Source organism: Candidatus Allofontibacter sp. (genome assembly GCF_038145245.1).
GTDB lineage: Bacteria > Pseudomonadota > Alphaproteobacteria > Pelagibacterales > Pelagibacteraceae > Fontibacterium.
Genome location: NZ_JAYQPI010000002.1, coordinates 58,349 through 79,947 on the forward strand (window position 1 = coordinate 58,349; position 21,599 = coordinate 79,947).

A 21,599-nucleotide genomic window follows, 5' to 3' on the forward strand; every position below is an offset into this window, starting at 1 on the left:
ATAATCAATAGCGTACTAGTATGAAATTTTTAGATCAAGTTAAAATCATGATTAAAGCAGGAGACGGAGGCAATGGTTGCGTTGCCTTCAGAAGAGAAAAATTTATTGAATTTGGTGGACCTTACGGAGGTGATGGTGGTGACGGAGGATCAATAATTGTAAAAGCTGTGAATGGTTTAAACACTTTAGTTGATTATCGCTTTGCACAACATCACAAAGCTCAAAATGGTTTTAATGGTTCTGGAAATAATAAAAGAGGACTTTCAGGAAAAGATTTAATTTTAAGAGTTCCTGTTGGAACCCAAGTATATGAGGAAGATAAAAAAACTTTATTATTTGATTTAATAAAAGAAAATCAAGAATATGTCATAGCTAAAGGAGGTCAAGGCGGACTTGGTAATTCAAAATTTAAAAGTTCAACTAATAGATCTCCAAGAAAATTCACTTATGGAAAAAAAGGAGAAGAGTTTACAATTTGGCTAGAGTTAAAATTAATTGCTGATGTTGGAATCGTTGGTTTCCCAAATGCTGGAAAATCTAGTTTGCTTTCAATATCAACTAGAGCAAGACCAAAAATTGCAAATTATCCTTTTACAACATTGAATCCAAATCTTGGAGTTGTTTCTGTTGATAATAAGGAAATAATTATTGCTGATATACCTGGTTTAATTGAAGGTGCACATACTGGTTCTGGTTTAGGTGATAAATTTTTAAAACATATAGAAAGATGCAAAAGCATTATTCATATGATTGATATTAATGAGAAAGATTTAGTCGATAAATACAAGATTATTAGAAATGAATTAAAAGAATTTAATCCAGAATTAATAAAAAAAAGGGAACTTATAGTGTTTAATAAGATTGATTTAATAGATGAAAAAGAAAAAAAAGAAAAGATTATGAATTTTACTAAAAAAATTAAGAAAAAAGTTTATGATATATCTGTTGAAAAAAATATTAATATAAAAAATTTATTACGAGCTATTTAAATGGACATTTTAAAATATAAAACAATTGTAATTAAAATAGGCTCTAGTCTAATTGTTGATGGAAAAAATAAAATTAAAAAGAATTGGTTCAATAAATTAATAGAAGATATTAATTTTTTAATCAAAAAAAATAAGCAAATTATTATTGTCTCTTCAGGTGCAATTGCACTTGGCTGTGATTTATTAAAAATAAACAAAAAAAATACAAAATTAAGCCAGTTCCAAGCAATAGCCGCTATTGGTCAAATCGAATTAATTAATCTATTTAAAAAAGCATTTGAAAAGAAAAAAATCAATATTTCTCAAATACTACTAACTTTGGAAGACACGGAAGAAAGAAGAAGATCTTTAAATGCTAAAGAAACAATAAATAATTTACTTAAAATGTCTGTAATACCAATTGTGAATGAAAACGATACAGTTGCGACCTCAGAAATAAGATATGGTGATAATGATAGATTAGCAGCAAGAGTTGCTCAAATATGTAATGCTGATTGCTTAATTATGCTTTCAGACATAGATGGTCTTTATTCTTCTGATCCAAAGAAAAATGAGAATGCTAAAATCATTAAGAAAGTAAAAACTATTGATAAATCTATAGAAGAACTTGCTTCTGAGAGCATCAGCTCTTATGGAACTGGTGGAATGATAACTAAAATTAAAGCTGCAAAAATTTGTATGCAATCTGGTTGTGATATGATTTTGACAAGCGGTAAAATTAATAATCCTATAAAGAATATTATTAAAGATAAGAATTATACTTTATTTGAATCTCAATCATCATCGTTGAATGCAAAGAAACAATGGATTCTAAATTCTATTGCAACTAAAGGTTCTATAATGATTGATGAAGGTGCTGAAAAAGCATTAAAAAGTGGAAAAAGTCTTTTGCCAATTGGAGTAACTGCGGTTGAGGGAAATTTTAATCGCGGTGATGCTGTTTATATTATAAATTCAAAAAATAAGCGTATAGCGACAGGGATTAGCGCCTACTCAAGCCTAGATGCTAAAAAAATTATTGGTTTTAAAACTGATAAAATTAAGGAAATATTAGGATATGTTAGTCGAGGCGAAATGATTCATATTGATAATTTAGTTTATCAAGCAGAATAAATTTATGAGTAACAATTATTTAGATAATATTGGTTCAAACGCGATAAATGCTTCAAAAGAATTATCGCTATTAAGTGAAAAAAGAAAAAATAAAGTTCTTACTGATTTTTATAAAAATCTAAAATTAAATAAAAAAAAAATCTTAAACGCAAATAAGATCGATGTTTTAAAGGCAAGTAAAAAAAATTTAAGTAAAAATTTAATTGATCGACTAATACTTAACGACAAAAAAATTAATTATATAATAAAATCTGTTCAAGAAGTTATTAAACTTGGGGATCCAACACAAAAAATAATATCAAAATGGAAAAGACCTAATGGAATGATAATTAATAAATATACAGTTCCAATCGGTGTCATTGGAGTTATATATGAATCTAGGCCTAACGTTACATCAGATGTTGCAACACTTTGTTTTAAATCCGGTAATGCAGTTATTTTGAGAGGTGGTAGCGAAGCTATTCATACAAATAAAGTTATTTCTGAATGTTTTAGAAGATCTTTAAAAAAGAATAATATTAATGAAGATTGCATTCAATTAATTAATAATACAAATAGAAAGCTAGTTGATTACATGCTTTCAAAAATGGAGAGATTCATAGATGTGATTATTCCACGAGGAGGAAAAAACTTAGTCAAAAAAGTTCAAATGATGTCTAATGTTCCAACCATTGGTCATTTAGAAGGGTTGTGTCATGTCTACATTGATAAATATGCAGATTTAAACATGGCAAAAAGAATTACGCTCAATGCTAAAATGAGGAATACTAGCATATGCGGAGCTGCGGAAACTTTATTGATTGATAAAGCATGCATAAAAACTCACTTAAAACCAATATTACAGTTATTGAGTATTAGTGGGTGCAAAATTATTGGTGATAAAATTACCAAAAAGAATTATTCAAATTCTAATATCTCCTTAGCAACAGAACAAGATTGGAAAACAGAATATTTAGATTCCTCAATCTCAGTAAAAATTGTTAATGGGGTAAATGAGGCTATTGCCCATATTAATAAATATGGTACCCGACACACTGATAGTATTGTTACTAATAATAAAAAGAATGCATCATTATTCTTATCTAAAGTTAATAGTGCAATCGTTTTACACAATGCTTCTACTCAATTTGCAGATGGTAATGAATTTGGTTTTGGAGCTGAAGTTGGAATATCCACAAATAAATTACACCCTCGTGGACCAGTCGGACTTGAACAATTAGTAACCTATAAATATCTAGTAAAAGGCAATGGACAAATTAGACCCTAATATTTTTATTAATTTATAATGAAAATAGGTATCCTTGGTGGAACTTTTGACCCCCCTCATGTTGGGCATTTAAATATATCTTTGGAAGCTATTAAACGATTCCAATTAAATAAAGTTATATGGCTTATCACAAAAAAGAATCCTTTAAAAAAAAATAGCACAGCAAAAGATATTTCTGACAGAATAAAATTGTGCAATTCATTTATTAAAAAAAATAAAAATATAATTAAAATTCAATATATCGAAGAGGAAACAGGATCGAATTTTTTATTTGATAACGTAAGTTACATAATTAATAAATCTATAGATCATAAATATTATTTTATTATGGGCGCTGATAGTTTTATTAAATTTAATCAATGGAAAAAATATAATGAAATTTTAAACAAGCTGTCCATCATTGTGATAAATAGACCAGAATTCTCAATAAAATCATTAAATTCCATTGCTGCTAAGAAGCTCGAAAAGTACAAATCTTTAGATTTAAAGGATAAACAACATAGATGGTATTTTTTAAGCACAAAAGGTATGAATATTTCATCATCAAAAATAAAAGAAATAATTAATGCAAATTAAAAAAAAAGAAGCGCTTCTAAAAGAAATAATTAAAATTCTTGATGATAATAAAGCAAAAGATATCGTAACAATTAATCTCGCAAATAAAAGTACTATAGCGGACTATATGATTGTTGCTAGCGGTACGTCTTCTAGACATATTCAATCTGTTTCTGAAAATACTATTGAAGAATTAAAGAAAATGGGAGTTAAAGGTTGCAAGATAGAAGGTAGAGATAGTGACAACTGGAAACTTATTGATGCAATAGATGTTATAATCCACATTTTTCACCACGAACAAAGAAAAAATTATGAATTAGAAAAAATGTGGGAAGATATTATTCCAAATCAGAAAATTTTTGTTTAATGAAAATTAAGGTCCTTTGTTTAGGAAGATTAAACAAAGATGAAGAAAATGAGCTGTGTAAAAGATATGAAAATCGACTTAAAAGTCTAAAAAATAGCGGAATCACAAGTTTTGCAATTGAACATATTTCTAGAAAAGAACTTGAAAATATAATTAAAAATAAAAAAGAAAAAAAAATTATATTTCTTAGCGAAAATGGAAAAGATTTTAATACTGAAAACTTTTGTAAAAAACTAAAAAAATTAATCAATTCATCTGTTAAAGAAACATTATTTATTATAGGAGAGCCTGAAGGTTTCAAAGAAAATCTAAATAAAGAAAGTTTTGAAGAAATATGCTTAAGTAAACTTACTTTTACTCACTCTTTAACTAGAGTAATACTAACTGAACAAATTTACAGATGTGCCACAATTATGATAAATCATCCATATCATAGAGTTTAATAATGAAAAAAATTTATTTAATACTTACATTTTTATTCTTAAATTTATTATCGCTAAGTGCTTTTTCACAAAAAAAAGACGCTCTTTACGAAAAATTAGATCTGTTCAGTGATATTCTTGAAACAATAAATAAAGAATATTTTAAACAAATAAATGAAGGTGATGTAATTGATGGAGCAATTAATGGAATGCTTCAATCTTTAGATCCTTACTCTTCTTATATGAGTCCTAAAACATTCAAGAACATGAATACAGAAACTAAGGGTGAGTTTGGTGGTCTTGGTATTGAAGTTACTATGGAAGCTGGTCTTGTAAAAGTAATATCTCCAATTGATGATACGCCGGCTGACAGAGCTGGAATAAGGTCGGGAGATTATATTATTAAATTAGATAACAAACAGGTTAAAGGATTAACTTTAGATGAAGCTGTAAACACAATGAGAGGTAAGAGCGGAACTCCAATTACTCTAACTATTAGAAGAATCGACGTTGATGATCCAATTATTGTAAAAATAATTAGAGAAACAATAAAAACTAGATCTGTAGTTTCTGAAGTAAAAGAAAACGTAGGTTATTTAAGATTGAGATCTTTTAATGAAAAAAGTGGTGATGAATTAATAAATAAAATTAAAGAAATAAACAAAAGTAAACCAAACATAACTGGCTACATTTTGGACTTAAGAAACAATCCTGGTGGACTTTTATCACAAGCAATTAAAATATCAGACGCATTTTTAGACAGTGGAGAAATTGTGTCTACAAAGGGAAGAGATCTTAAAGATATAAAAGTTTATAATTCTAAAAAGGGTGATGAAATTAGTGGAAAACCACTTATTGTTCTTATTAATAAGGGATCTGCATCTGCATCTGAAATAGTAGCCGGAGCTCTAAAAGATCATAAACGAGCAATTGTTCTTGGCGAAAAATCTTTTGGTAAAGGATCAGTTCAATCTATTATGCCTTTATCAAATGGCGGTGGATTAAGATTAACAACTGCTAAATATTATCTACCAAGTGGAGAAACAATTGAAGATATTGGAGTACAACCTGATATCAAAGTAGAGCAACAAAAAGATAATTTTAAAATAAACGACCCTGTAAATGACAATCAACTAATATATGCCCTTAAGCTTCTAAAAGTGTCATGAAGAACTTAAGCAATCTTCCTTACAGAAAAGGCGTTGGAATAATGCTTCTTAATAAAGAAACTGAAGTTTTTATCGGGAAAAGAATTGATAATACTAAAGCATGGCAAATGCCCCAGGGTGGTGTTGATAATGAAGAAGACGTTGAAAGCGCTGCTAAAAGAGAACTTAAAGAAGAAACGGGAATTACATCAATTGAAATCATAAAAAAATCAGAAAAAGAATTTATTTATGATCTACCAAATGAACTGCTTGGAAAAATTTGGGATGGAAAATACAAAGGGCAAAAACAAACATGGTTTCTTGCAAGATTTTTAGGAACAACAAGTGAAATAAATATCAAACAAAGAAAGGCAGAATTTTATGATTGGCGCTGGGCCAAACCTTCAGAATTACCTGGGTTAATTGTTCCTTTTAAAAAAAGACTTTATCAAGAAATTTTAGAAGAATTTAAAAATTTTCTTTAAGATTTTAAATTATTAATTTGATCAATAATTTGATTATTTAGATAAATCTCTTCATCAGAAATTTCTTTATTACTTAATTTCTTTTCAGCGTTTTGTTTTAATTTTGCCAATTCTTCGCTTTGAAACTCAGAACTATTAAAAAAATTATCTAATAGAATGCTTAATTTATTATTAGAAAATTCTACTGTGCCACCTGTAGAAAAAAATGTATCTGCATTAGTTCCAGCTTTTGCAATGATTTTTCCAGCTTTTAAGAAAGTAATTAAAGAAATATGATCTTTAAATATTTCCATCTCTCCTTCTATGCCAGAGACAACAACACTATCAACTGGTTTAGAATAAGCTACTTGATTTGGAGTTACGATTTCTAAATGAATATTATCTGCCATTTAAATTAAGCTGCAGCTTCTTTTGCCATTTTTTCAGCTTTTGCAACTGCCTCTTCAATTGTTCCAACCATATAAAAAGCAGATTCTGGCAGATGATCATACTGACCTTTGCAAATTGCATCAAAACCTTTAATTGTTGATTGTAGATCAACTAGTTTTCCAGGCGAACCTGTAAATACTTCAGCAACAAAGAAAGGTTGTGATAAAAATCTTTGTATTTTTCTGGCTCTTGATACCACTAATTTATCTTCTTCAGATAATTCATCCATTCCTAAAATTGCAATAATATCTTGTAAAGATTTGTAGTTTTGTAAGATTTTTTGAACTTCCCTAGCAACTCTATAATGTTCTTCACCAACAATTCTTGGATCAAGAATTCTTGAAGTTGAATCTAACGGATCTACCGCAGGATAAATTCCAAGCTCAGCGATCTGTCTTGATAAAACGGTTGTTGCATCTAAATGAGAAAAAGAAGTTGCTGGTGCAGGGTCTGTTAAGTCATCTGCTGGAACGTAAATCGCTTGCACAGAAGTGATAGATCCTTTGCTTGTCGTTGTAATTCTTTCTTGTAAATTTCCCATATCTGTTGCTAATGTTGGTTGATATCCAACGGCTGAAGGAATTCGACCAAGTAATGCTGACACCTCTGATCCTGCTTGAGTAAATCTAAAAATATTATCCACGAAGAAAAGAACGTCTTGACCTTCTTTATCTCTAAAATATTCAGCAAGTGTTAATCCTGATAAAGCAACTCGAGCTCTTGCTCCTGGCGGTTCATTCATTTGTCCATAAACTAAAGCGGCTTTAGATCCTGGACCATCAGTTTTAATAACGCCTGACTCTATCATTTCGTGATACAAATCATTTCCTTCTCTTGTTCTTTCACCAACTCCAGCAAAAACTGAATAACCACCATGTGCTTTTGCAACGTTATTAATTAATTCCATAATCAAAACTGTTTTTCCAACTCCAGCTCCACCAAATAAACCAATTTTTCCACCTCGTGAATATGGTGCAAGCAAATCGACAACTTTAATTCCTGTAACTAAAACTTCTGTCTCAGTTGATTGTTCAACGTAAGCAGGTGCAGATCTATGAATTGGCCAATTTTCTTTTGTCTTTACTGGTCCTTTTTGATCGATTGGCTCGCCAATAACATTAATAATTCTACCTAATGTTTCTGGGCCAACTGGAACTGTAATGGGTTTTCCCGTATTCGTAACTTTATCCCCTCTTTTTAATCCTTCTGTAGTATCCATTGCGATAGTTCTGACTGTATTTTCGCCAAGATGCTGAGCAACTTCTAAAACTACTCTTAATCCATTATTATCACACTCAAGTGCTGTTAGAATCTCAGGTAGATCCTTATCAAATTTTACGTCTACAACCGCTCCAATAACCTGAACTATTTTTCCAAATTTATTTTCCATAATTCTCCTATAAAGATTCAGCTCCAGAAATAATTTCTATTAATTCTTTGGTGATAACTGCTTGTCTAGTTCTATTGTAATTAATTGTAAGTTTTGCAATCAAATCTCCAGCATTTCTAGTTGCATTGTCCATTGCCGTCATTCTTGACCCTTGTTCACTAGCTAAATTCTCTAAGAAAGCAGTATAAATTTGGGTTGCAATATTTTTTGGTAAAAGATTTTCTAAAATATCATTTTCATCTGGTTCATATTCATACTCACTACCGCCAGATAAAGACTGTTGATTTGACTTTTGTTCAATTGAAACTGGAATTAATTGCTGTGCTTGAGGAATCTGAGAAATAACGCTCTTAAATTGGTTATAAAATAAAGTACAAATATCAAATTCATTTCTAGTAAATAAATTTAAAATTTTATCTGTAATTTCTTGCGCTTTTGCAAAAGATACAACTTTTTCATCTTTTAAGGATATTCTATCAATAATAAATTGATTATACTTTCTCTTTAACTGATCATTAGCTTTACTACCAACAACTATAATTTTTAAATTCTTTCCTTCTGCTAGAACTTTTTCAAAAAATAATTTTGCTTTTCTACATATATTTGTATTAAAACCTCCACATAATCCTCTATCAGAACTCAAAACAACACAAAGGTGAGTTTCACTTTTTTGATTTCCTACTAATAATTTTGGAGCAGAATCCATGTCTGTTACTGAATTTTTTAAATTTGATATTATAGAATTTAATTTCTCAGAATATGGTCTTGCATTCTCAGCATTTTGCTGAGCTTTTCTAAGTTTAGCAGCGGCAACCATTTTCATAGCTTTTGTTATTTTTTGAGTAGATTTAACGCTACTAATTCTATTTCTTAAAAATTTTAAACTAGCCATTAACTTTTAAAACCTTTCTTAAATTCACCAATAAATGTTTTTAACTTTTCTTCATTAGCCTCATCAATTTTTCCTGAAGATTTAATACTATTTAAAATATCAGGCGCTTCAGATTTAATTTTTGATAAAAGTTTTTTCTCAAATGATTTGATTTGGTTAAGTTCAATATCATCTAAAAAACCTTTAACTCCTGAGAAGATTGAAACAACTTGTTCCTCTACTTTTAAAGGAGAATATTGATCTTGTTTTAATAGTTCAGTTAATTTTGATCCACGATTTAATAATTTTTGCGTAGCAAGGTCTAAATCTGATCCAAACTGTGCAAAAGCAGCCATTTCTCGGTACTGAGCAAGTTCAAGTTTGATTGAACCTGAAACTTGTTTCATTGCTTTAATTTGAGCTGAAGATCCAACCCTAGAAACTGATATACCGACGTTAACAGCGGGTCTCACTCCTTTATAAAAGAGTTCAGTTTCTAAGAATATTTGTCCATCTGTAATAGAAATAACGTTAGTTGGAATGTACGCAGAAACGTCGCTGGCTTGTGTTTCAATAATTGGTAAGGCAGTGAGAGATCCTCCACCATATTTATCATTCAATTTTGCTGCTCTTTCAAGCAATCTACTGTGAAGGTAAAATACGTCCCCTGGAAAGGCTTCTCGTCCTGGAGGTCTACGTAAAAGCAATGACATTTGTCTATAAGCGACAGCTTGCTTAGATAAATCATCATAAACAATAAGAGCATGCATTCCATTATCTCTGAAATATTCTCCCATTGTACATCCTGTATATGGAGCTAAAAATTGTAGTGGCGCTGGATCAGATGCTGTCGCAGCAACAACAATTGTATATTCCATTGCTCCAGCTTCTTCTAACGTTTTTACGATTTGAGCAACACTCGATCTTTTTTGTCCAATAGCAACATAAATACAATAAAGTTTTTTACTCTCATCATTGGATTTATTAATCTCTTTTTGGTTAATAATTGTATCAATAGCAATTGCTGTTTTGCCAGTTTGTCTGTCACCAATAATTAATTCTCTTTGTCCTCTTCCGACAGGAATTAAGCTATCAATAGCTTTTAGTCCTGTTTGCATTGGCTCATTCACTGATTTTCTTGGAATAATTCCTGGGGCTTTAATCTCAACTCTTTTTCTTTCTGCATTCTTATCAATTGGACCTTTTCCATCTATTGGATTGCCTAATCCATCAACCACTCTACCTAACAAAGATTTTCCTACTGCTATGTCAACAATTGACCCTGTTCTTTTTACTATGTCGCCTTCTTTAATTTTTGAGTCATCACCAAAAATAACGACTCCAACATTTTCAGTTTCAAGGTTTAATGCCATGCCTTTTGTGCCTTCAGAGAACTGAACCATTTCGCCAGCTTGCACATTATCTAATCCATAAACTCTGGCTATACCATCTCCTACTGTCAAAACTTGACCAACTTCTGAAACCTCAACTTCAGTTCCAAAGTTTTTTATTTGGTCTTTAAGAATATTAGTAATTTCAGAAGGATTAATTTTCATTTTTATTTATTTAGTAAACTATTTAATCTTGTTTTAGCTGAAGTATCAATCATTGTACTTCCAATTTGAAGAATTGAACCGACCATTAAAGAAGGATCTACTGAAAAAGAAATATTAATTTTCTTTTTTAAAATATCATCTAATTTTTTTACTATATCAGCTTTTTCATTGTCAGAAATTGAGTGGGATAATTTAATTGTCGCTAAAATCTCTCCTCTTTCATTTGATAATAAATCAAAAAAATTATTAACTATTTTTTCTAAAAAGAAAAATCTTCTATTTTTATTTAAAACTTTTAAAAATCTTGAAAATAAATCTGAAAAAGAAAAACTCTTAGTTAAAGCATCAATAACATTATTAATAACTGAGTATTTATGTGTAGGATTTTTTATAAAATTTTTTAGATCTGAACTTTGGTTTAATATCTCTTTTAATTTTAAAAAATCTTTTTCTAGCGCATCTAAATTTTTAGCTTCGTGAGCTATTCTATATACTGCTTTAGCATATCTTTGGGTTTCGCTAAAAGTTTTCATAGATTTTTACTGTTAACTTAAAAGAAAAAAGGTCTCGTAACATGCAAAATTAGACTAATCAAGTGTGATATTTTGTACTTTTTTAGATTATTTAAAATTTATTGGATCAACATCTAAAGTTAGTGAAATATTTTTTTTAATTTTAATAGTTTTTAACCAATTTTTTAAAATTTTTTGTGGAAATGCATCTTGAGGATATTTTAATAATAACCTGGACCTATATTTTCCCTTTATAAGCGAAATAGAGGCGCTCACAGGACCTAACAGTAAAGTATCTTTCATTTTTGGAATTTTATTTTTTAAAACTCTTGCGCACTCGTCTACATCAAATCTATTTTTTCCTGAAACAATAAAAGCAATAAGTTTAGTGAATGGGGGCAGATTATATCTCTCTCTAGAACTAATTTCATTTTCATAAAAAGCTAAAATATTCTGATCACATATTGATTTTAATGTTTGGTTTTCTGGTTCAAAAGTTTGTAAATATACCGTTGAATTTTTAACCTCTCTTCCTGCTCTACCACTGAGCTGATTCATTAATTGATATGTCTTTTCTGAACTGCGAATATCATTTCCTAAAAAGTTTACATCTGAATTAACAACAACAATGCAATTTAATTTTGGAAAATGAAAACCCTTAGAGATTAACTGCGTTCCTACGATTATATTAATTTTTCCATCTTGAATATTCCGAAAAATCTTTTTTGTATTATCATCATTATGAATAAAATCACTTGAAAATAACTCAATTCTTTTATCAGGAAAAATTTCTTTAACTTCTTCAAATATTTTCTCAACGCCTAAACCATAGAAAGAAAATTTACAGTTATTTCCATCTTTACAATTTCTATCAAGTGAAGCCTCATAATTACAATAGTGACAAATTAATTTATTATTTTCCTTATGATAAATTAATGAAACAGAACAATTGGGACAATTAAAACGATATCCACATTTTGAACATATGACAAATGTTGAGTATCCTCTTCTATTTAAAAAAAATAATATCTGGTTTCCTTTTTCTAAAATCTTTTTAAGTTCTGGAACAATAGAAGGTGAGATAAATTTAGATTTAACAGAAGGATTTTTTTTTAAATCGACAAATTTTACCTCTGGCAATTGTGCGTCGCCATATCTTTTATCTAAATTAATATAAGAAAATTTTTTATTGATAGTATTATAGTAAGTTTCAAGAGATGGTGTTGCCGAAACCAAAATAACTGATATTTTTTTTATAGAGGCCATTAATACAGCCATATCTCTAGCATTATAAATTACTTGATCTTCTTGTTTGTAAGACTGATCATGTTCCTCATCTATAATAATCAAGCCCAGCTTCTTAAAAGGTAAAAACAGAGATGATCTTGCTCCTAAAACTAAATTAATTTTATGGCTTGCGATTCCATTCCAAATTAATCTTTTATTTTTTTCTGAAATATCGGAATGCCATAAAGCAGGGTAGTTTCCAAAATACTCTTTAAATCTTTCTTTAATTTGATTTGTTAATGCTATTTCTGGAAGCAAAACTAAAACCTGATATCCTTTTTCTAAAAAATCTTGAATTTTTTTAAAATATATTAATGTTTTTCCTGAACCTGTAATTCCATGCAATAATACAGTTGAAAATCTATCAAAAAATATTTTTTCATCTAAAATTTTAATAGCTTTTTTTTGACTCTCATCAAAATTAATATTTTTTTTTAATGAGTGCTTTTCAGAAAAATCTTCTGATTTTTTCTTTTTTGATATTTCTTTAAAAGCTTTTTTAAAAATAAATAATTTTAAAACAATTCCTAAATCAACTAAGTTATATCGAGAAAATTTTTCTAAAAAAGTTAAAGTATCTTTGGATAAAGAAACAAAGCTAAATTTCTTTTTGATATCTCTAATCTTAATAGATTTCTTAATGGAACTAGTTTTTTCCCAAACAACCCCAATAATATCTTTATTCTGAAAAGGAACCAAAACAAAGTCCCCAACCTTTACATTAATATCTTTTGGAACGTTATATGTAAAAGGATGATCAAATTTTAATGGCAGTAATACATCAAAGGTCATTAAAAAAATTTTATTAACTGTTTATTTCTTACTATAAATTTTATAATCTAAATCCATGGAAATTTTTCTAGACTCATCAGATATTAAAGAAATTAGAGGATTAAACAAAGCTAATTTAGTAGATGGCATAACAACAAACCCCTCTCTTCTTGCAAGTGCAAATACTGATTTTAAAATTTTATTAAAAGAAATCTGTAGCGAGGTAAAAGGGCCAGTAAGTGCTGAGGTAACATCTCCTGATGTTCCTACTATGTTAAAAGAAGCAGAAGTTTTAAGAAAAATTGCAAAAAATATTGTAATTAAAGTTCCATTAACTTGGAATGGTTTACAAGCTTGCAGCATACTTTCTGCGAAAAAAATTAAAGTAAATGTTACTTTATGTTTTTCTACATCTCAGGCACTACTAGCTGCAAAAGCTGGCGCAACTTATATTTCGCCTTTTATTGGTAGATTAGATGATATTGGCGAAAATGGTATCCAACTTATAGAAGATATTAAAAAAATTTTTAACAATTATAAAAATATAAAAACAAAAATATTATCAGCATCTATTAGATCTGTTGAACATTTTAACGCAGTAGCAGCTATTGGTTCTGATGTTGCAACGGTTCCTGTTAAAATCTTTAAAGAACTTCACAAACATCACCTTACAGACAAAGGTATTGATATTTTTACAGCTGATTGGAAAAAATCAGGAATGAAAATTTAATTTTAAAAGTGAATTGCTCTCTTATCAACTGCTAACGCAGCCTCTTTAATTGCTTCCGCCAAAGTAGGATGTGCGTGACATGTTCTTGCTATATCTTCTGCGCTAGCGCCAAATTCCATGGCTAAGGCCATTTCTGCAATCATATTACCAACATCTGGACCGATCATATGCACACCTAAAACTCTATCTGTTTTTTCATCAGATAAAATCTTTACAAATCCATCACCTTCATCATTAACTTTCGCTCTCGCATTAGCTGCAAAAGGAAATTTACCAATTTTGTAAGATATTTTTTGCTCTTTTAGTTGTTCCTCTGTTTTGCCAACAGATGCAACTTCTGGAGAAGTATATACCACTCCAGGAATAACATCATAATTTACATGGCCAAATCTTCCGCTTAATAACTCTGCAACTGCGATACCTTCCTCTTCAGCTTTATGAGCTAGCATTGGACCAACAATGACATCTCCAATTGCATATACGTTATCTAGATTAGTTTTAAATTTATGATCTGTCTCAACTCTTCCTTTTGAATCTAGCTTAACTCCAATCTTATCAAGATTTAATCCGGTAGTATTAGGCTTTCTTCCAACTGACATTAAAACGATATCACAATCAATGTCGCTCTTGGCACCATTCTTCTCAACTGTAACTATTGCACCATTTTTATTTTTTTTAACATTAACTACTTTTGTTGATAAATTAAATTGCATTCCTTGTTTTTGTAATATTTTTAAAAAAGCATCCGATACTTCTCTATCCATTCCTGGAGTAATGTAATCTAGAAATTCCACTACCTGAACCTCCGATCCTAATCTTAGCCAAACAGAGCCCATTTCGAGTCCAATGTAACCTGCTCCAATAACTACAAGTTTTTTAGGAACAGAAGTTAAATTTAACGCACCCGTTGAGGATACTATTATTTTTTCATCAATTTCTATATTTGGAAGAGAAATTGGAACAGAACCAGTTGCTATAATGACATTTTTAAATTTATAATCTTTTTGATTATTGCTCTGGTCAGTAACTAAAATTGTATTTTTATCTTTAAAAGATGCAAAGCCTTTAATGTAAGTAACTTTATTTTTTTTAAATAAGAACTCTATTCCTTTGGTAAGTCCTTCTACACCTTTTGCTTTATGACTCATCATTTTTGCAAGATCTAAGGATGGCTCATTGATGTTAATCCCTATATTTTTAAATTCTGATTTTGCTTTTCTATAAAGATCTGATGAATGTAATAAAGCTTTAGAAGGTATACATCCAACATTAAGACAAGTGCCGCCTAAGGTTCCTCTAGACTCAACGCACGCAGTTTTTAAGCCTAGTTGGGCGGCTCTAATTGCTGCAACATATCCTCCTGGGCCACCTCCTATAACTAAAAAATCAAATTCTTCCATGAATTATAAATTTAAAAAAAGCCTTCTTGGATCTTCTAAATATTCTTTAACTCTAACTAAAAAGGATACAGCATCTTTACCATCAATAATTCTATGATCATAAGATAAGGCCAGATACATTATCGGTCTAACCTCAATTTTCCCTTCAACAACTACCGCTCGCTGAACAATATTATGCATGCCCAACACTCCTGATTGTGGAGGATTTAGGATCGGCGTAGATAACATTGATCCATAAATCCCGCCATTGGTAATCGTAAAAGTTCCACCCTGTAGTTCCTCAATAGACAATTGTCCAGTTTTTGCTTTTTCACCTAAAGCAATTATTTGCTTTTCAATATCTGCAAAAGATAATTCATCTGCATCTCTAACTACTGGTACGACCAATCCTTTTTCCGTTCCAACAGCAACACCAATATTATAGTAATTTTTATAAACAATTTCATCTTGTTGAATTTCTGCATTAATAATTGGAAAAGCTTTTAAAGCTTCAACACAAGATCTTACAAAGAAAGACATAAAGCCCAATTTGACTCCATATCTTTTTTGGAAGCCATCTTTATATTCAGCTCTCATTTCAATAATTCTCGACATATCAATTTCATTAAATGTCGTAAGCATAGCTGCATTATTTTGAGCTTCTTTTAATCTTTTAGCGATTGTTGCTCTTAATCGAGTCATTTTGACTCTTTCTTCATCACCTTTTGTAGCTCTTGCTGATGAAGGAGCAGAAGGTAAACCCATGGATTCTAATAAATCCCCTTTTAAAATTCTTCCATCTCTTCCTGATCCGCTAATTGTTCTGATATCAATTTTTTTTTCTTCTACAATTCTTTTTACTGCAGGTGATAATATTTCTTTTTTAGTTGTTGGGGTCTCTACGATTTTTGGTTTTACTGGATCAGGAGCTTTAACTGGTTCTTTTTTTTCTACATTTGCTGTTCCTGCTCCAACAGATCCTAAAACTGCTCCAACTTTAACTGTTGTGCCTGCTTGAATTTTAATTTCAGATAAAATACCTGACTCAGGAGAAGGCACCGAAACACTAACTTTATCTGTTTCCAATTCAACAACTGGCTCATCTGCTTTTACCGAATCCCCAACTTGTTTAAGCCATTTTGAAACTGTAGCTTCTGTTACTGACTCTCCAAGTGTAGGTACTACTAAATCTTTTGCCATTATTTTATAAAAGTACTTTTGATATTATTTCGTCTTGCTGTTGTACATGTTTTTTTAAGTATCCGGTAGCCGTTGAAGCTGAAGGTTTTCTGCCAACATACTGCACTTTTTTAGACTTGGCGCCAATTAATTCTAACGTCCAATTAATATATTTCTCTACGAAACTCCACGCCCCCATATTTTCTGGTTCTTCTTGGCACCAAATAAATTCATCAGCATTTTTAAATCGTTTTAAGAAACTCGCTAATTTTTTTACTGGGAATGGGTATAGTTGTTCAACTCTTAATAATTGAACTTTAGGATTTCTTAACGTTTCTCTTTTCTCAGAAATGTCAAAATAAACCTTTCCAGAACAAAGAACTACACGTTTGATTTCTTCATCTTTCACTAATTTAATTAAATTATACTCTGGGAAGTCTGCGTGATCTGGCAATATTCTATGAAAAGAATTTTCTGGTAAAAAATCCTCAATTTCAGAAACGCATTTTTTATGCCTTAATAAAGATTTCGGAGAAAACACTATAAGTGGTTTTCTAAATGTTCTATGAATTTGCCTTCTCAACAAATGAAAGTAGTTTGCAGGTGTAGTACAATTAACAACTTGTAGATTTTCTTGAGCACAAGATTGAAGATATCTTTCAATTCTGGCAGAGGAATGTTCTGGACCTTGTCCCTCATATCCATGTGGAAGAAGCATCACTAAACCACTCGCTCGTGTCCACTTCTTTTCTCCAGAAGTAATAAACTGATCAATTATAATTTGAGCTCCATTAGCAAAATCCCCAAACTGAGCCTCCCATAAAACTAAAGTTTCTGGTGAAGATAATGAATATCCATATTCAAATCCTAAAACTCCAAATTCTGATAAAAAACTATCAATAATTTCAAATTGAGCTTGTTTTGGAGTAAGATTTTTTAAAGGATAATATTTTTCTCCAGTTTCTTGATCGAGTACACTAGCATGTCTTTGACTAAATGTTCCTCTTGATGAATCTTGCCCTACAAATCTTACAGGGTAACCTTCTAATAATAATGTAGCAAACGCTAAACTCTCAGCTGTAGCCCAGTCAAAGCCTTTTCCGGTTTCAAACATTTTTTTCTTTGCTTCAAAAAGTCTTTTTATTGTTGAATGAAAATTTAAATTTTCTGGAAGTTTACAGATTTTTTTTCCTGCTTCATGAATTAAATCTATATCAACACCTGTCACGCCTCTTCGATCCGATCCAAATTCAGTTGTAAATTTAGACCAACTTCCTGTGAACCAATCTATTTGATTTGAAATATAGGTTTTTGATGTTTCAAATTCTGTATCTAAAAATTTTTTAAAATTATCTTTTTCTTCTTGAAACTCTTCATTTCTTAGAACTCCTTCTTGGATAAGTTGATTTCCATAGATAGTTAGGCTTGATGCATGAGTTTTAATTTTTTTATACATTAAGGGCTGTGTAAAAGAAGGCTCATCTCCCTCATTGTGACCAAATCTTCGATAACAAATAATATCTATAACAACGTCCCTTTTAAATTTTTGCCTGTATTCTGTTGCAATTCTTGCACAATAAACAACAGATTCAGGGTCATCTCCGTTAACGTGAAATATTGGAGCCTGAACCATTTTAGCTACTTCGGATGGGTAAGGTGAAGATCTTGCAAAAGAAGGGCTGGTAGTAAATCCAATTTGATTATTAACTATAAGATGAATTGTTCCTCCAGTATTGTGTCCTTTTAAACCAGACATTGCAAAACATTCTGCGACTATTCCTTGTCCTGCAAATGCTGCATCACCATGTAAAAGAATAGGTACTACTTTTACTCTTTCTGGATCGTTATGAAAAAATTGCTTCGCTCTCGTTTGTCCTAATACAACAGGATTTACAGCTTCAAGGTGAGAAGGGTTGGCTGTTAAACTTACATGAACATTATTGCCATCAAATTCTCTATCTGCAGATGCTCCTAAATGATATTTAACATCTCCTGAAACACCTGCTGCATCAAGACCTGGATCTCCAGAAAATTCTTTAAATATTTTTTTAAAAGGCTTTTGAATAACGTTTGCAAGGATATTCAATCTACCTCTATGAGGCATTCCAATCTTGATCTCTTTTACTCCTAAACTTCCTCCAACTTTAATTATTTGTTCAAGTGCAGGAATTAAAGATTCACAACCATCTAAACCAAATCTTTTTGTTCCAACAAACTTAGTATGACAATAAGTTTCAAATCCTTCTGCCTCCACTAATTTCTTAAAAATTGCTTTTTTTCCTTGAATAGTAAATTTTGCTTCTTTACTTTTTCCTTCAATTCTTTCTTGAATCCATTGCTTCTCTTCTGGATCAGACATATGCATATATTCTATGCCGATTTTTGAACAATAAGTTATTAATAAAACTTCTAATATTTCATTAACGGTTGCATATTCAAACCCAAGAACTTTATCTAAAAATATTTTTCTATTCCTATCTTCTTTTTTAAAACCATAAGTCTCTGGATTAAGCTCGGGGTGATAATTTTTTTCTTGTAATTGAAGTGGATCTAAATCAGCAATTAAATGACCTCTAATCCTATATGCTCTGATCATCATAATTGCTCTAATAGAATCGATTGTTGATCGTTCTACATCAACTTTTTCATTATTTGGTAAGGTTTTATTTTTTTCTATTATTTTTTCTTTTATTAAATCCCCATTTAAATCTTTAGGAAGATATTTTTCATAAACATCTAAATCTCCATTGGAAATATATTTAATATTTGAAGGAGCCCAACTAGGACCTTGATTTTTTATAATATTATTTTTTTGATCACCTAAGCCATCAAAAAATTGTCTCCAACTATCTGGGATAGATGCAGGGTTTTCTACATATTTAGCATAAAGCTTTTCAATATAAGAAGAATTGGTACCCGATAAAAAAGATGTTTTTTGAAAAATAATATTATTTTCTTGTGTCGACATGCAATTTTTTTATTCTTAGTAAAATACTAAGTCTTAAGTTTGTCAAATAAAGTTTTACCAATATCTGCTGGAGAATTTGCAACTGTTATGCCGCAAGACTTCATTGTTTCAATTTTATCTTTAGCAAGACCTTTTCCACCAGAAATAATAGCTCCAGCATGACCCATTCTTCTTCCTGGAGGGGCTGTAACACCGGCAATAAATCCAACTACTGGCTTTTTCGTTTTTGAGGATTTAATAAATTCAGCGGCCTCTTCTTCTGCGCTTCCACCAATTTCTCCAATCATAATAATTGATTTAGTTTCATCATCTTTTAAAAATAAATCTAAACAATCTATAAAATTAGTTCCATTAATTGGATCTCCGCCAATTCCGATACATGTTGATTGACCCAATCCAAGAGCAGTAGTTTGGGCAACTGCTTCATATGTTAGTGTTCCTGATCTAGATACAATTCCAACAGATCCTTTTTTATGAATGTGCCCTGGCATAATCCCAATTTTACATTCTTCAGGGGTAATAATTCCTGGACAATTAGGTCCAATTAATCTGCTTTTGGATCTAATTAATTTTTCTTTAACTTTAACCATATCTAAAACTGGAATGCCTTCGGTAATACAAACGATCAAAGCTATTTCGCTATCTAATGCTTCAATTATAGCTGCTGCTGCATAAGGAGCTGGAACATAAATCATCGTTGCATCAGGCTTTACTTTATCTACTGCTTCCGCAACTGTATTAAAAATTGGTAGACCTAAATGAGTTTGCCCTCCTTTTTTAGGAGTAATTCCTCCAACTAAATTTGTTCCGTATGCGAGAGCTTGTTCAGAATGGAAAGTTCCATGTTTGCCTGTAAAACCCTGACAAATCACTTTTGTTTTTTTATTTACTAAAACAGACATATTAAGATGTTGCCTCTACAATTTTCTTTGCTGCGTCAGATAAATTGTCAGCAGATATAATCGTTAATCCAGATTTATTTAAGATTTCTTTACCTTCATTAACTTTTGTTCCTGCCAGTCTTACTACAAGAGGAATTTTAAGATCAACCTCTTTTGCAGCCTCAACCACACCTTGGGCAATAATATCGCAACGCATAATTCCACCAAAAATATTTATTAAAATCCCTTCAACATTTTTATCTGATAATATAATTTTAAAAGCAGCAGATACTTTTTCTTTTGTAGCGCCACCTCCCACATCTAAGAAATTTGCTGGCTCTGAACCATAAAGTTTTATGATATCCATTGTTGCCATTGCAAGACCTGCACCGTTAACCATGCAACCAATTTTTCCATCTAATTTTATGTAAGCTAATTCATGTTTGCTAGCTTCTATTTCCATTGGATCCTCTTCATTCAAATCTCTAAGTTCTTTAATTTCTGGATGTCTAAAAATAGCGTTGTCATCAAAACTTATTTTTGCATCTAGACATTTAATTTGATCTTCTGTTGTAAGAATTAAAGGATTGATTTCAATTAAACTACCATCTGTATTAACTAAAGTGTCATATAAAGCCTGAGCAATTTTTTTTGCCTGGTTTTTTTGATCACCATTCAAGTTAAAGGGTTTCACAATAGACTCTAAATCTTCGTCTCTTAATTTTGCTGATAATGAAACACGAGTTGTAATAATTTTTTCAGGAGTTTTATCTGCAACTTCTTCAATATCCATTCCTCCTTCGGCACTAGAAATAAATGCAATCTTAGAAGAAGCTCTATCGACTAGACATGATAAATAAAATTCTCTTTTAATATCCGATGCTTCTTCTATGTAAATTCTTTTTACTTCCCGTCCTTGAGGCCCCGTTTGATGTGTAACTAGAACTTTTCCAAGTAAATCTTTACATTTTTGCTTTAATTCATCGATATTTTTAACTAACTTTACTCCTCCGGCTTTTCCTCTGCCACCAGCATGGATTTGAGCCTTTACTACGTACATTTTACTATTTAGCTGTTTTATTTTTTCATCAATTTCATTTAAGTTAAAAATAACAACTCCCTTTGAAACGGGAGCGCCAAATTTTTTTAACAAATTCTTTGCTTGATGCTCATGTATATTCATGAAGGACTAATACTTTGGCTTAACAGTTTTTATTTTTGCAACTTCAGGATCGAGTTTGAAAAGATCTTGAGTTAATTTTTTAACTGAATCAACAGATTTTAGAAACATATCTTTTTC

20 protein-coding genes are annotated in these 21,599 nt (G+C 30.5%); 9 read left to right on the forward strand and 11 right to left on the reverse strand.

Features of this window, described 5'->3' with window-relative positions; genetic code table 11:
• Positions 1 to 20: 20 nt before the first annotated feature.
• From obgE to AC8IGH_RS00995, 8 genes are read left to right on the forward strand one after another with little or no spacing between them, the layout of a single operon-like run.
• Positions 21 to 989, forward strand: a complete 969-nt coding sequence (gene obgE / locus AC8IGH_RS00960) for a GTPase ObgE (protein ID WP_507418842.1) — start codon at positions 21 to 23, stop codon at positions 987 to 989.
• The gene (gene proB, locus AC8IGH_RS00965; RefSeq protein WP_507418843.1) at positions 990 to 2,102 is read left to right on the forward strand and encodes a glutamate 5-kinase; all 1,113 of its coding nucleotides are present in this window, start codon (positions 990 to 992) and stop codon (positions 2,100 to 2,102) included.
• Between the two features lie 4 nt (positions 2,103 to 2,106).
• Entirely contained in the window at positions 2,107 to 3,369 is a 1,263-nt protein-coding gene (locus tag AC8IGH_RS00970) for a glutamate-5-semialdehyde dehydrogenase (protein WP_507418844.1), read from the forward strand.
• An 18-nt stretch (positions 3,370 to 3,387) separates the two neighbouring features.
• Positions 3,388 to 3,945, forward strand: a complete 558-nt coding sequence (gene nadD, locus AC8IGH_RS00975) for a nicotinate (nicotinamide) nucleotide adenylyltransferase (RefSeq protein ID WP_507418845.1) — start codon at positions 3,388 to 3,390, stop codon at positions 3,943 to 3,945.
• Positions 3,935 to 4,291 (forward strand): ribosome silencing factor, encoded by a 357-nt coding sequence (gene rsfS / locus AC8IGH_RS00980; protein ID WP_507418846.1) that lies wholly within the window; start codon positions 3,935 to 3,937, stop codon positions 4,289 to 4,291. Before nadD ends, rsfS begins: the two co-directional genes overlap by 11 nt.
• Positions 4,291 to 4,734: a 23S rRNA (pseudouridine(1915)-N(3))-methyltransferase RlmH gene (locus tag AC8IGH_RS00985; RefSeq protein ID WP_507418847.1), complete on the forward strand. Its 444-nt coding sequence runs from the start codon at positions 4,291 to 4,293 to the stop codon at positions 4,732 to 4,734. Before rsfS ends, AC8IGH_RS00985 begins: the two co-directional genes overlap by 1 nt.
• A gap of 2 nt (positions 4,735 to 4,736) precedes the next feature.
• Positions 4,737 to 5,882 carry a S41 family peptidase gene (locus tag AC8IGH_RS00990; RefSeq protein WP_507418848.1) on the forward strand — a complete coding sequence of 382 codons (1,146 nt, stop codon included), beginning with the start codon at positions 4,737 to 4,739 and terminating at the stop codon, positions 5,880 to 5,882.
• A complete protein-coding gene (locus tag AC8IGH_RS00995) occupies positions 5,879 to 6,346 on the forward strand; it encodes an RNA pyrophosphohydrolase (protein ID WP_507418849.1) in 468 nt (155 codons plus the stop codon). The genes AC8IGH_RS00990 and AC8IGH_RS00995 overlap by 4 nt, the downstream gene beginning before the upstream one ends.
• On the opposite strand, the gene atpC is transcribed toward AC8IGH_RS00995, so the two are convergent.
• From atpC to priA, 6 genes are all read right to left on the reverse strand, one after another.
• Positions 6,343 to 6,735, reverse strand: coding sequence for an ATP synthase F1 subunit epsilon (atpC, locus tag AC8IGH_RS01000; RefSeq protein WP_507418850.1), 393 nt, complete (start codon positions 6,733 to 6,735; stop codon positions 6,343 to 6,345). The genes AC8IGH_RS00995 and atpC overlap by 4 nt on opposite strands.
• A 5-nt stretch (positions 6,736 to 6,740) precedes the next feature.
• A complete protein-coding gene (gene atpD / locus AC8IGH_RS01005) occupies positions 6,741 to 8,165 on the reverse strand; it encodes a F0F1 ATP synthase subunit beta (RefSeq protein WP_507418851.1) in 1,425 nt (474 codons plus the stop codon).
• 7 nt (positions 8,166 to 8,172) lie between these two features.
• Positions 8,173 to 9,057, reverse strand: coding sequence for a F0F1 ATP synthase subunit gamma (locus AC8IGH_RS01010; RefSeq protein ID WP_507418852.1), 885 nt, complete (start codon positions 9,055 to 9,057; stop codon positions 8,173 to 8,175).
• Positions 9,057 to 10,592, reverse strand: a complete 1,536-nt coding sequence (gene atpA / locus AC8IGH_RS01015; RefSeq protein ID WP_507418853.1) for a F0F1 ATP synthase subunit alpha — start codon at positions 10,590 to 10,592, stop codon at positions 9,057 to 9,059. The genes AC8IGH_RS01010 and atpA overlap by 1 nt, the downstream gene beginning before the upstream one ends.
• A 2-nt stretch (positions 10,593 to 10,594) precedes the next feature.
• A complete protein-coding gene (gene atpH / locus AC8IGH_RS01020; RefSeq protein WP_507418854.1) occupies positions 10,595 to 11,125 on the reverse strand; it encodes an ATP synthase F1 subunit delta in 531 nt (176 codons plus the stop codon).
• Positions 11,126 to 11,212: 87 nt separating this feature from the next.
• The gene (priA, locus tag AC8IGH_RS01025) at positions 11,213 to 13,183 is read right to left on the reverse strand and encodes a replication restart helicase PriA (RefSeq protein WP_507418855.1); all 1,971 of its coding nucleotides are present in this window, start codon (positions 13,181 to 13,183) and stop codon (positions 11,213 to 11,215) included.
• 55 nt (positions 13,184 to 13,238) lie between these two features.
• Here priA and fsa point away from each other — a divergent pair, with 55 nt between their 5' ends.
• Positions 13,239 to 13,892, forward strand: coding sequence for a fructose-6-phosphate aldolase (fsa, locus tag AC8IGH_RS01030; protein ID WP_507418856.1), 654 nt, complete (start codon positions 13,239 to 13,241; stop codon positions 13,890 to 13,892).
• Between the two features lie 2 nt (positions 13,893 to 13,894).
• Here fsa and lpdA read toward each other — a convergent pair whose 3' ends face one another.
• Genes lpdA through sucC form a run of 5 tightly spaced genes read right to left on the reverse strand, consistent with a single transcriptional unit; the run spans position 13,895 to position 21,482 of the window.
• Entirely contained in the window at positions 13,895 to 15,292 is a 1,398-nt protein-coding gene (lpdA, locus tag AC8IGH_RS01035; RefSeq protein WP_507418857.1) for a dihydrolipoyl dehydrogenase, read from the reverse strand.
• A 3-nt stretch (positions 15,293 to 15,295) separates the two neighbouring features.
• Positions 15,296 to 16,471: a 2-oxoglutarate dehydrogenase complex dihydrolipoyllysine-residue succinyltransferase gene (odhB, locus tag AC8IGH_RS01040; RefSeq protein ID WP_507418858.1), complete on the reverse strand. Its 1,176-nt coding sequence runs from the start codon at positions 16,469 to 16,471 to the stop codon at positions 15,296 to 15,298.
• Positions 16,472 to 16,475: 4 nt separating this feature from the next.
• On the reverse strand, positions 16,476 to 19,418 hold the full coding sequence (locus tag AC8IGH_RS01045) for a 2-oxoglutarate dehydrogenase E1 component (protein WP_507418859.1): 2,943 nt from the start codon (positions 19,416 to 19,418) through the stop codon (positions 16,476 to 16,478).
• Positions 19,419 to 19,444: 26 nt separating this feature from the next.
• Positions 19,445 to 20,320, reverse strand: a complete 876-nt coding sequence (gene sucD / locus AC8IGH_RS01050; RefSeq protein ID WP_507418860.1) for a succinate--CoA ligase subunit alpha — start codon at positions 20,318 to 20,320, stop codon at positions 19,445 to 19,447.
• 1 nt (position 20,321) lies between these two features.
• A complete protein-coding gene (sucC, locus tag AC8IGH_RS01055; RefSeq protein WP_507418861.1) occupies positions 20,322 to 21,482 on the reverse strand; it encodes an ADP-forming succinate--CoA ligase subunit beta in 1,161 nt (386 codons plus the stop codon).
• Between the last annotated feature and the right edge of the window lie 117 nt (positions 21,483 to 21,599).

Bases quoted from the DNA above. Each gene is read 5' to 3' on its own strand.
- obgE (WP_507418842.1), top strand. From the start codon at position 21: ATGAAATTTTTAGATCAAGTTAAAATCATGATTAAAGCAGGAGACGGA.
- proB (WP_507418843.1), top strand. From the start codon at position 990: ATGGACATTTTAAAATATAAAACAATTGTAATTAAAATAGGCTCTAGT.
- AC8IGH_RS00970 (WP_507418844.1), top strand. From the start codon at position 2,107: ATGAGTAACAATTATTTAGATAATATTGGTTCAAACGCGATAAATGCT.
- nadD (WP_507418845.1), top strand. From the start codon at position 3,388: ATGAAAATAGGTATCCTTGGTGGAACTTTTGACCCCCCTCATGTTGGG.
- rsfS (WP_507418846.1), top strand. From the start codon at position 3,935: ATGCAAATTAAAAAAAAAGAAGCGCTTCTAAAAGAAATAATTAAAATT.
- AC8IGH_RS00985 (WP_507418847.1), top strand. From the start codon at position 4,291: ATGAAAATTAAGGTCCTTTGTTTAGGAAGATTAAACAAAGATGAAGAA.
- AC8IGH_RS00990 (WP_507418848.1), top strand. From the start codon at position 4,737: ATGAAAAAAATTTATTTAATACTTACATTTTTATTCTTAAATTTATTA.
- AC8IGH_RS00995 (WP_507418849.1), top strand. From the start codon at position 5,879: ATGAAGAACTTAAGCAATCTTCCTTACAGAAAAGGCGTTGGAATAATG.
- atpC (WP_507418850.1), bottom strand. From the start codon at position 6,735: ATGGCAGATAATATTCATTTAGAAATCGTAACTCCAAATCAAGTAGCT.
- atpD (WP_507418851.1), bottom strand. From the start codon at position 8,165: ATGGAAAATAAATTTGGAAAAATAGTTCAGGTTATTGGAGCGGTTGTA.
- AC8IGH_RS01010 (WP_507418852.1), bottom strand. From the start codon at position 9,057: ATGGCTAGTTTAAAATTTTTAAGAAATAGAATTAGTAGCGTTAAATCT.
- atpA (WP_507418853.1), bottom strand. From the start codon at position 10,592: ATGAAAATTAATCCTTCTGAAATTACTAATATTCTTAAAGACCAAATA.
- atpH (WP_507418854.1), bottom strand. From the start codon at position 11,125: ATGAAAACTTTTAGCGAAACCCAAAGATATGCTAAAGCAGTATATAGA.
- priA (WP_507418855.1), bottom strand. From the start codon at position 13,183: ATGACCTTTGATGTATTACTGCCATTAAAATTTGATCATCCTTTTACA.
- fsa (WP_507418856.1), top strand. From the start codon at position 13,239: ATGGAAATTTTTCTAGACTCATCAGATATTAAAGAAATTAGAGGATTA.
- lpdA (WP_507418857.1), bottom strand. From the start codon at position 15,292: ATGGAAGAATTTGATTTTTTAGTTATAGGAGGTGGCCCAGGAGGATAT.
- odhB (WP_507418858.1), bottom strand. From the start codon at position 16,471: ATGGCAAAAGATTTAGTAGTACCTACACTTGGAGAGTCAGTAACAGAA.
- AC8IGH_RS01045 (WP_507418859.1), bottom strand. From the start codon at position 19,418: ATGTCGACACAAGAAAATAATATTATTTTTCAAAAAACATCTTTTTTA.
- sucD (WP_507418860.1), bottom strand. From the start codon at position 20,320: ATGTCTGTTTTAGTAAATAAAAAAACAAAAGTGATTTGTCAGGGTTTT.
- sucC (WP_507418861.1), bottom strand. From the start codon at position 21,482: ATGAATATACATGAGCATCAAGCAAAGAATTTGTTAAAAAAATTTGGC.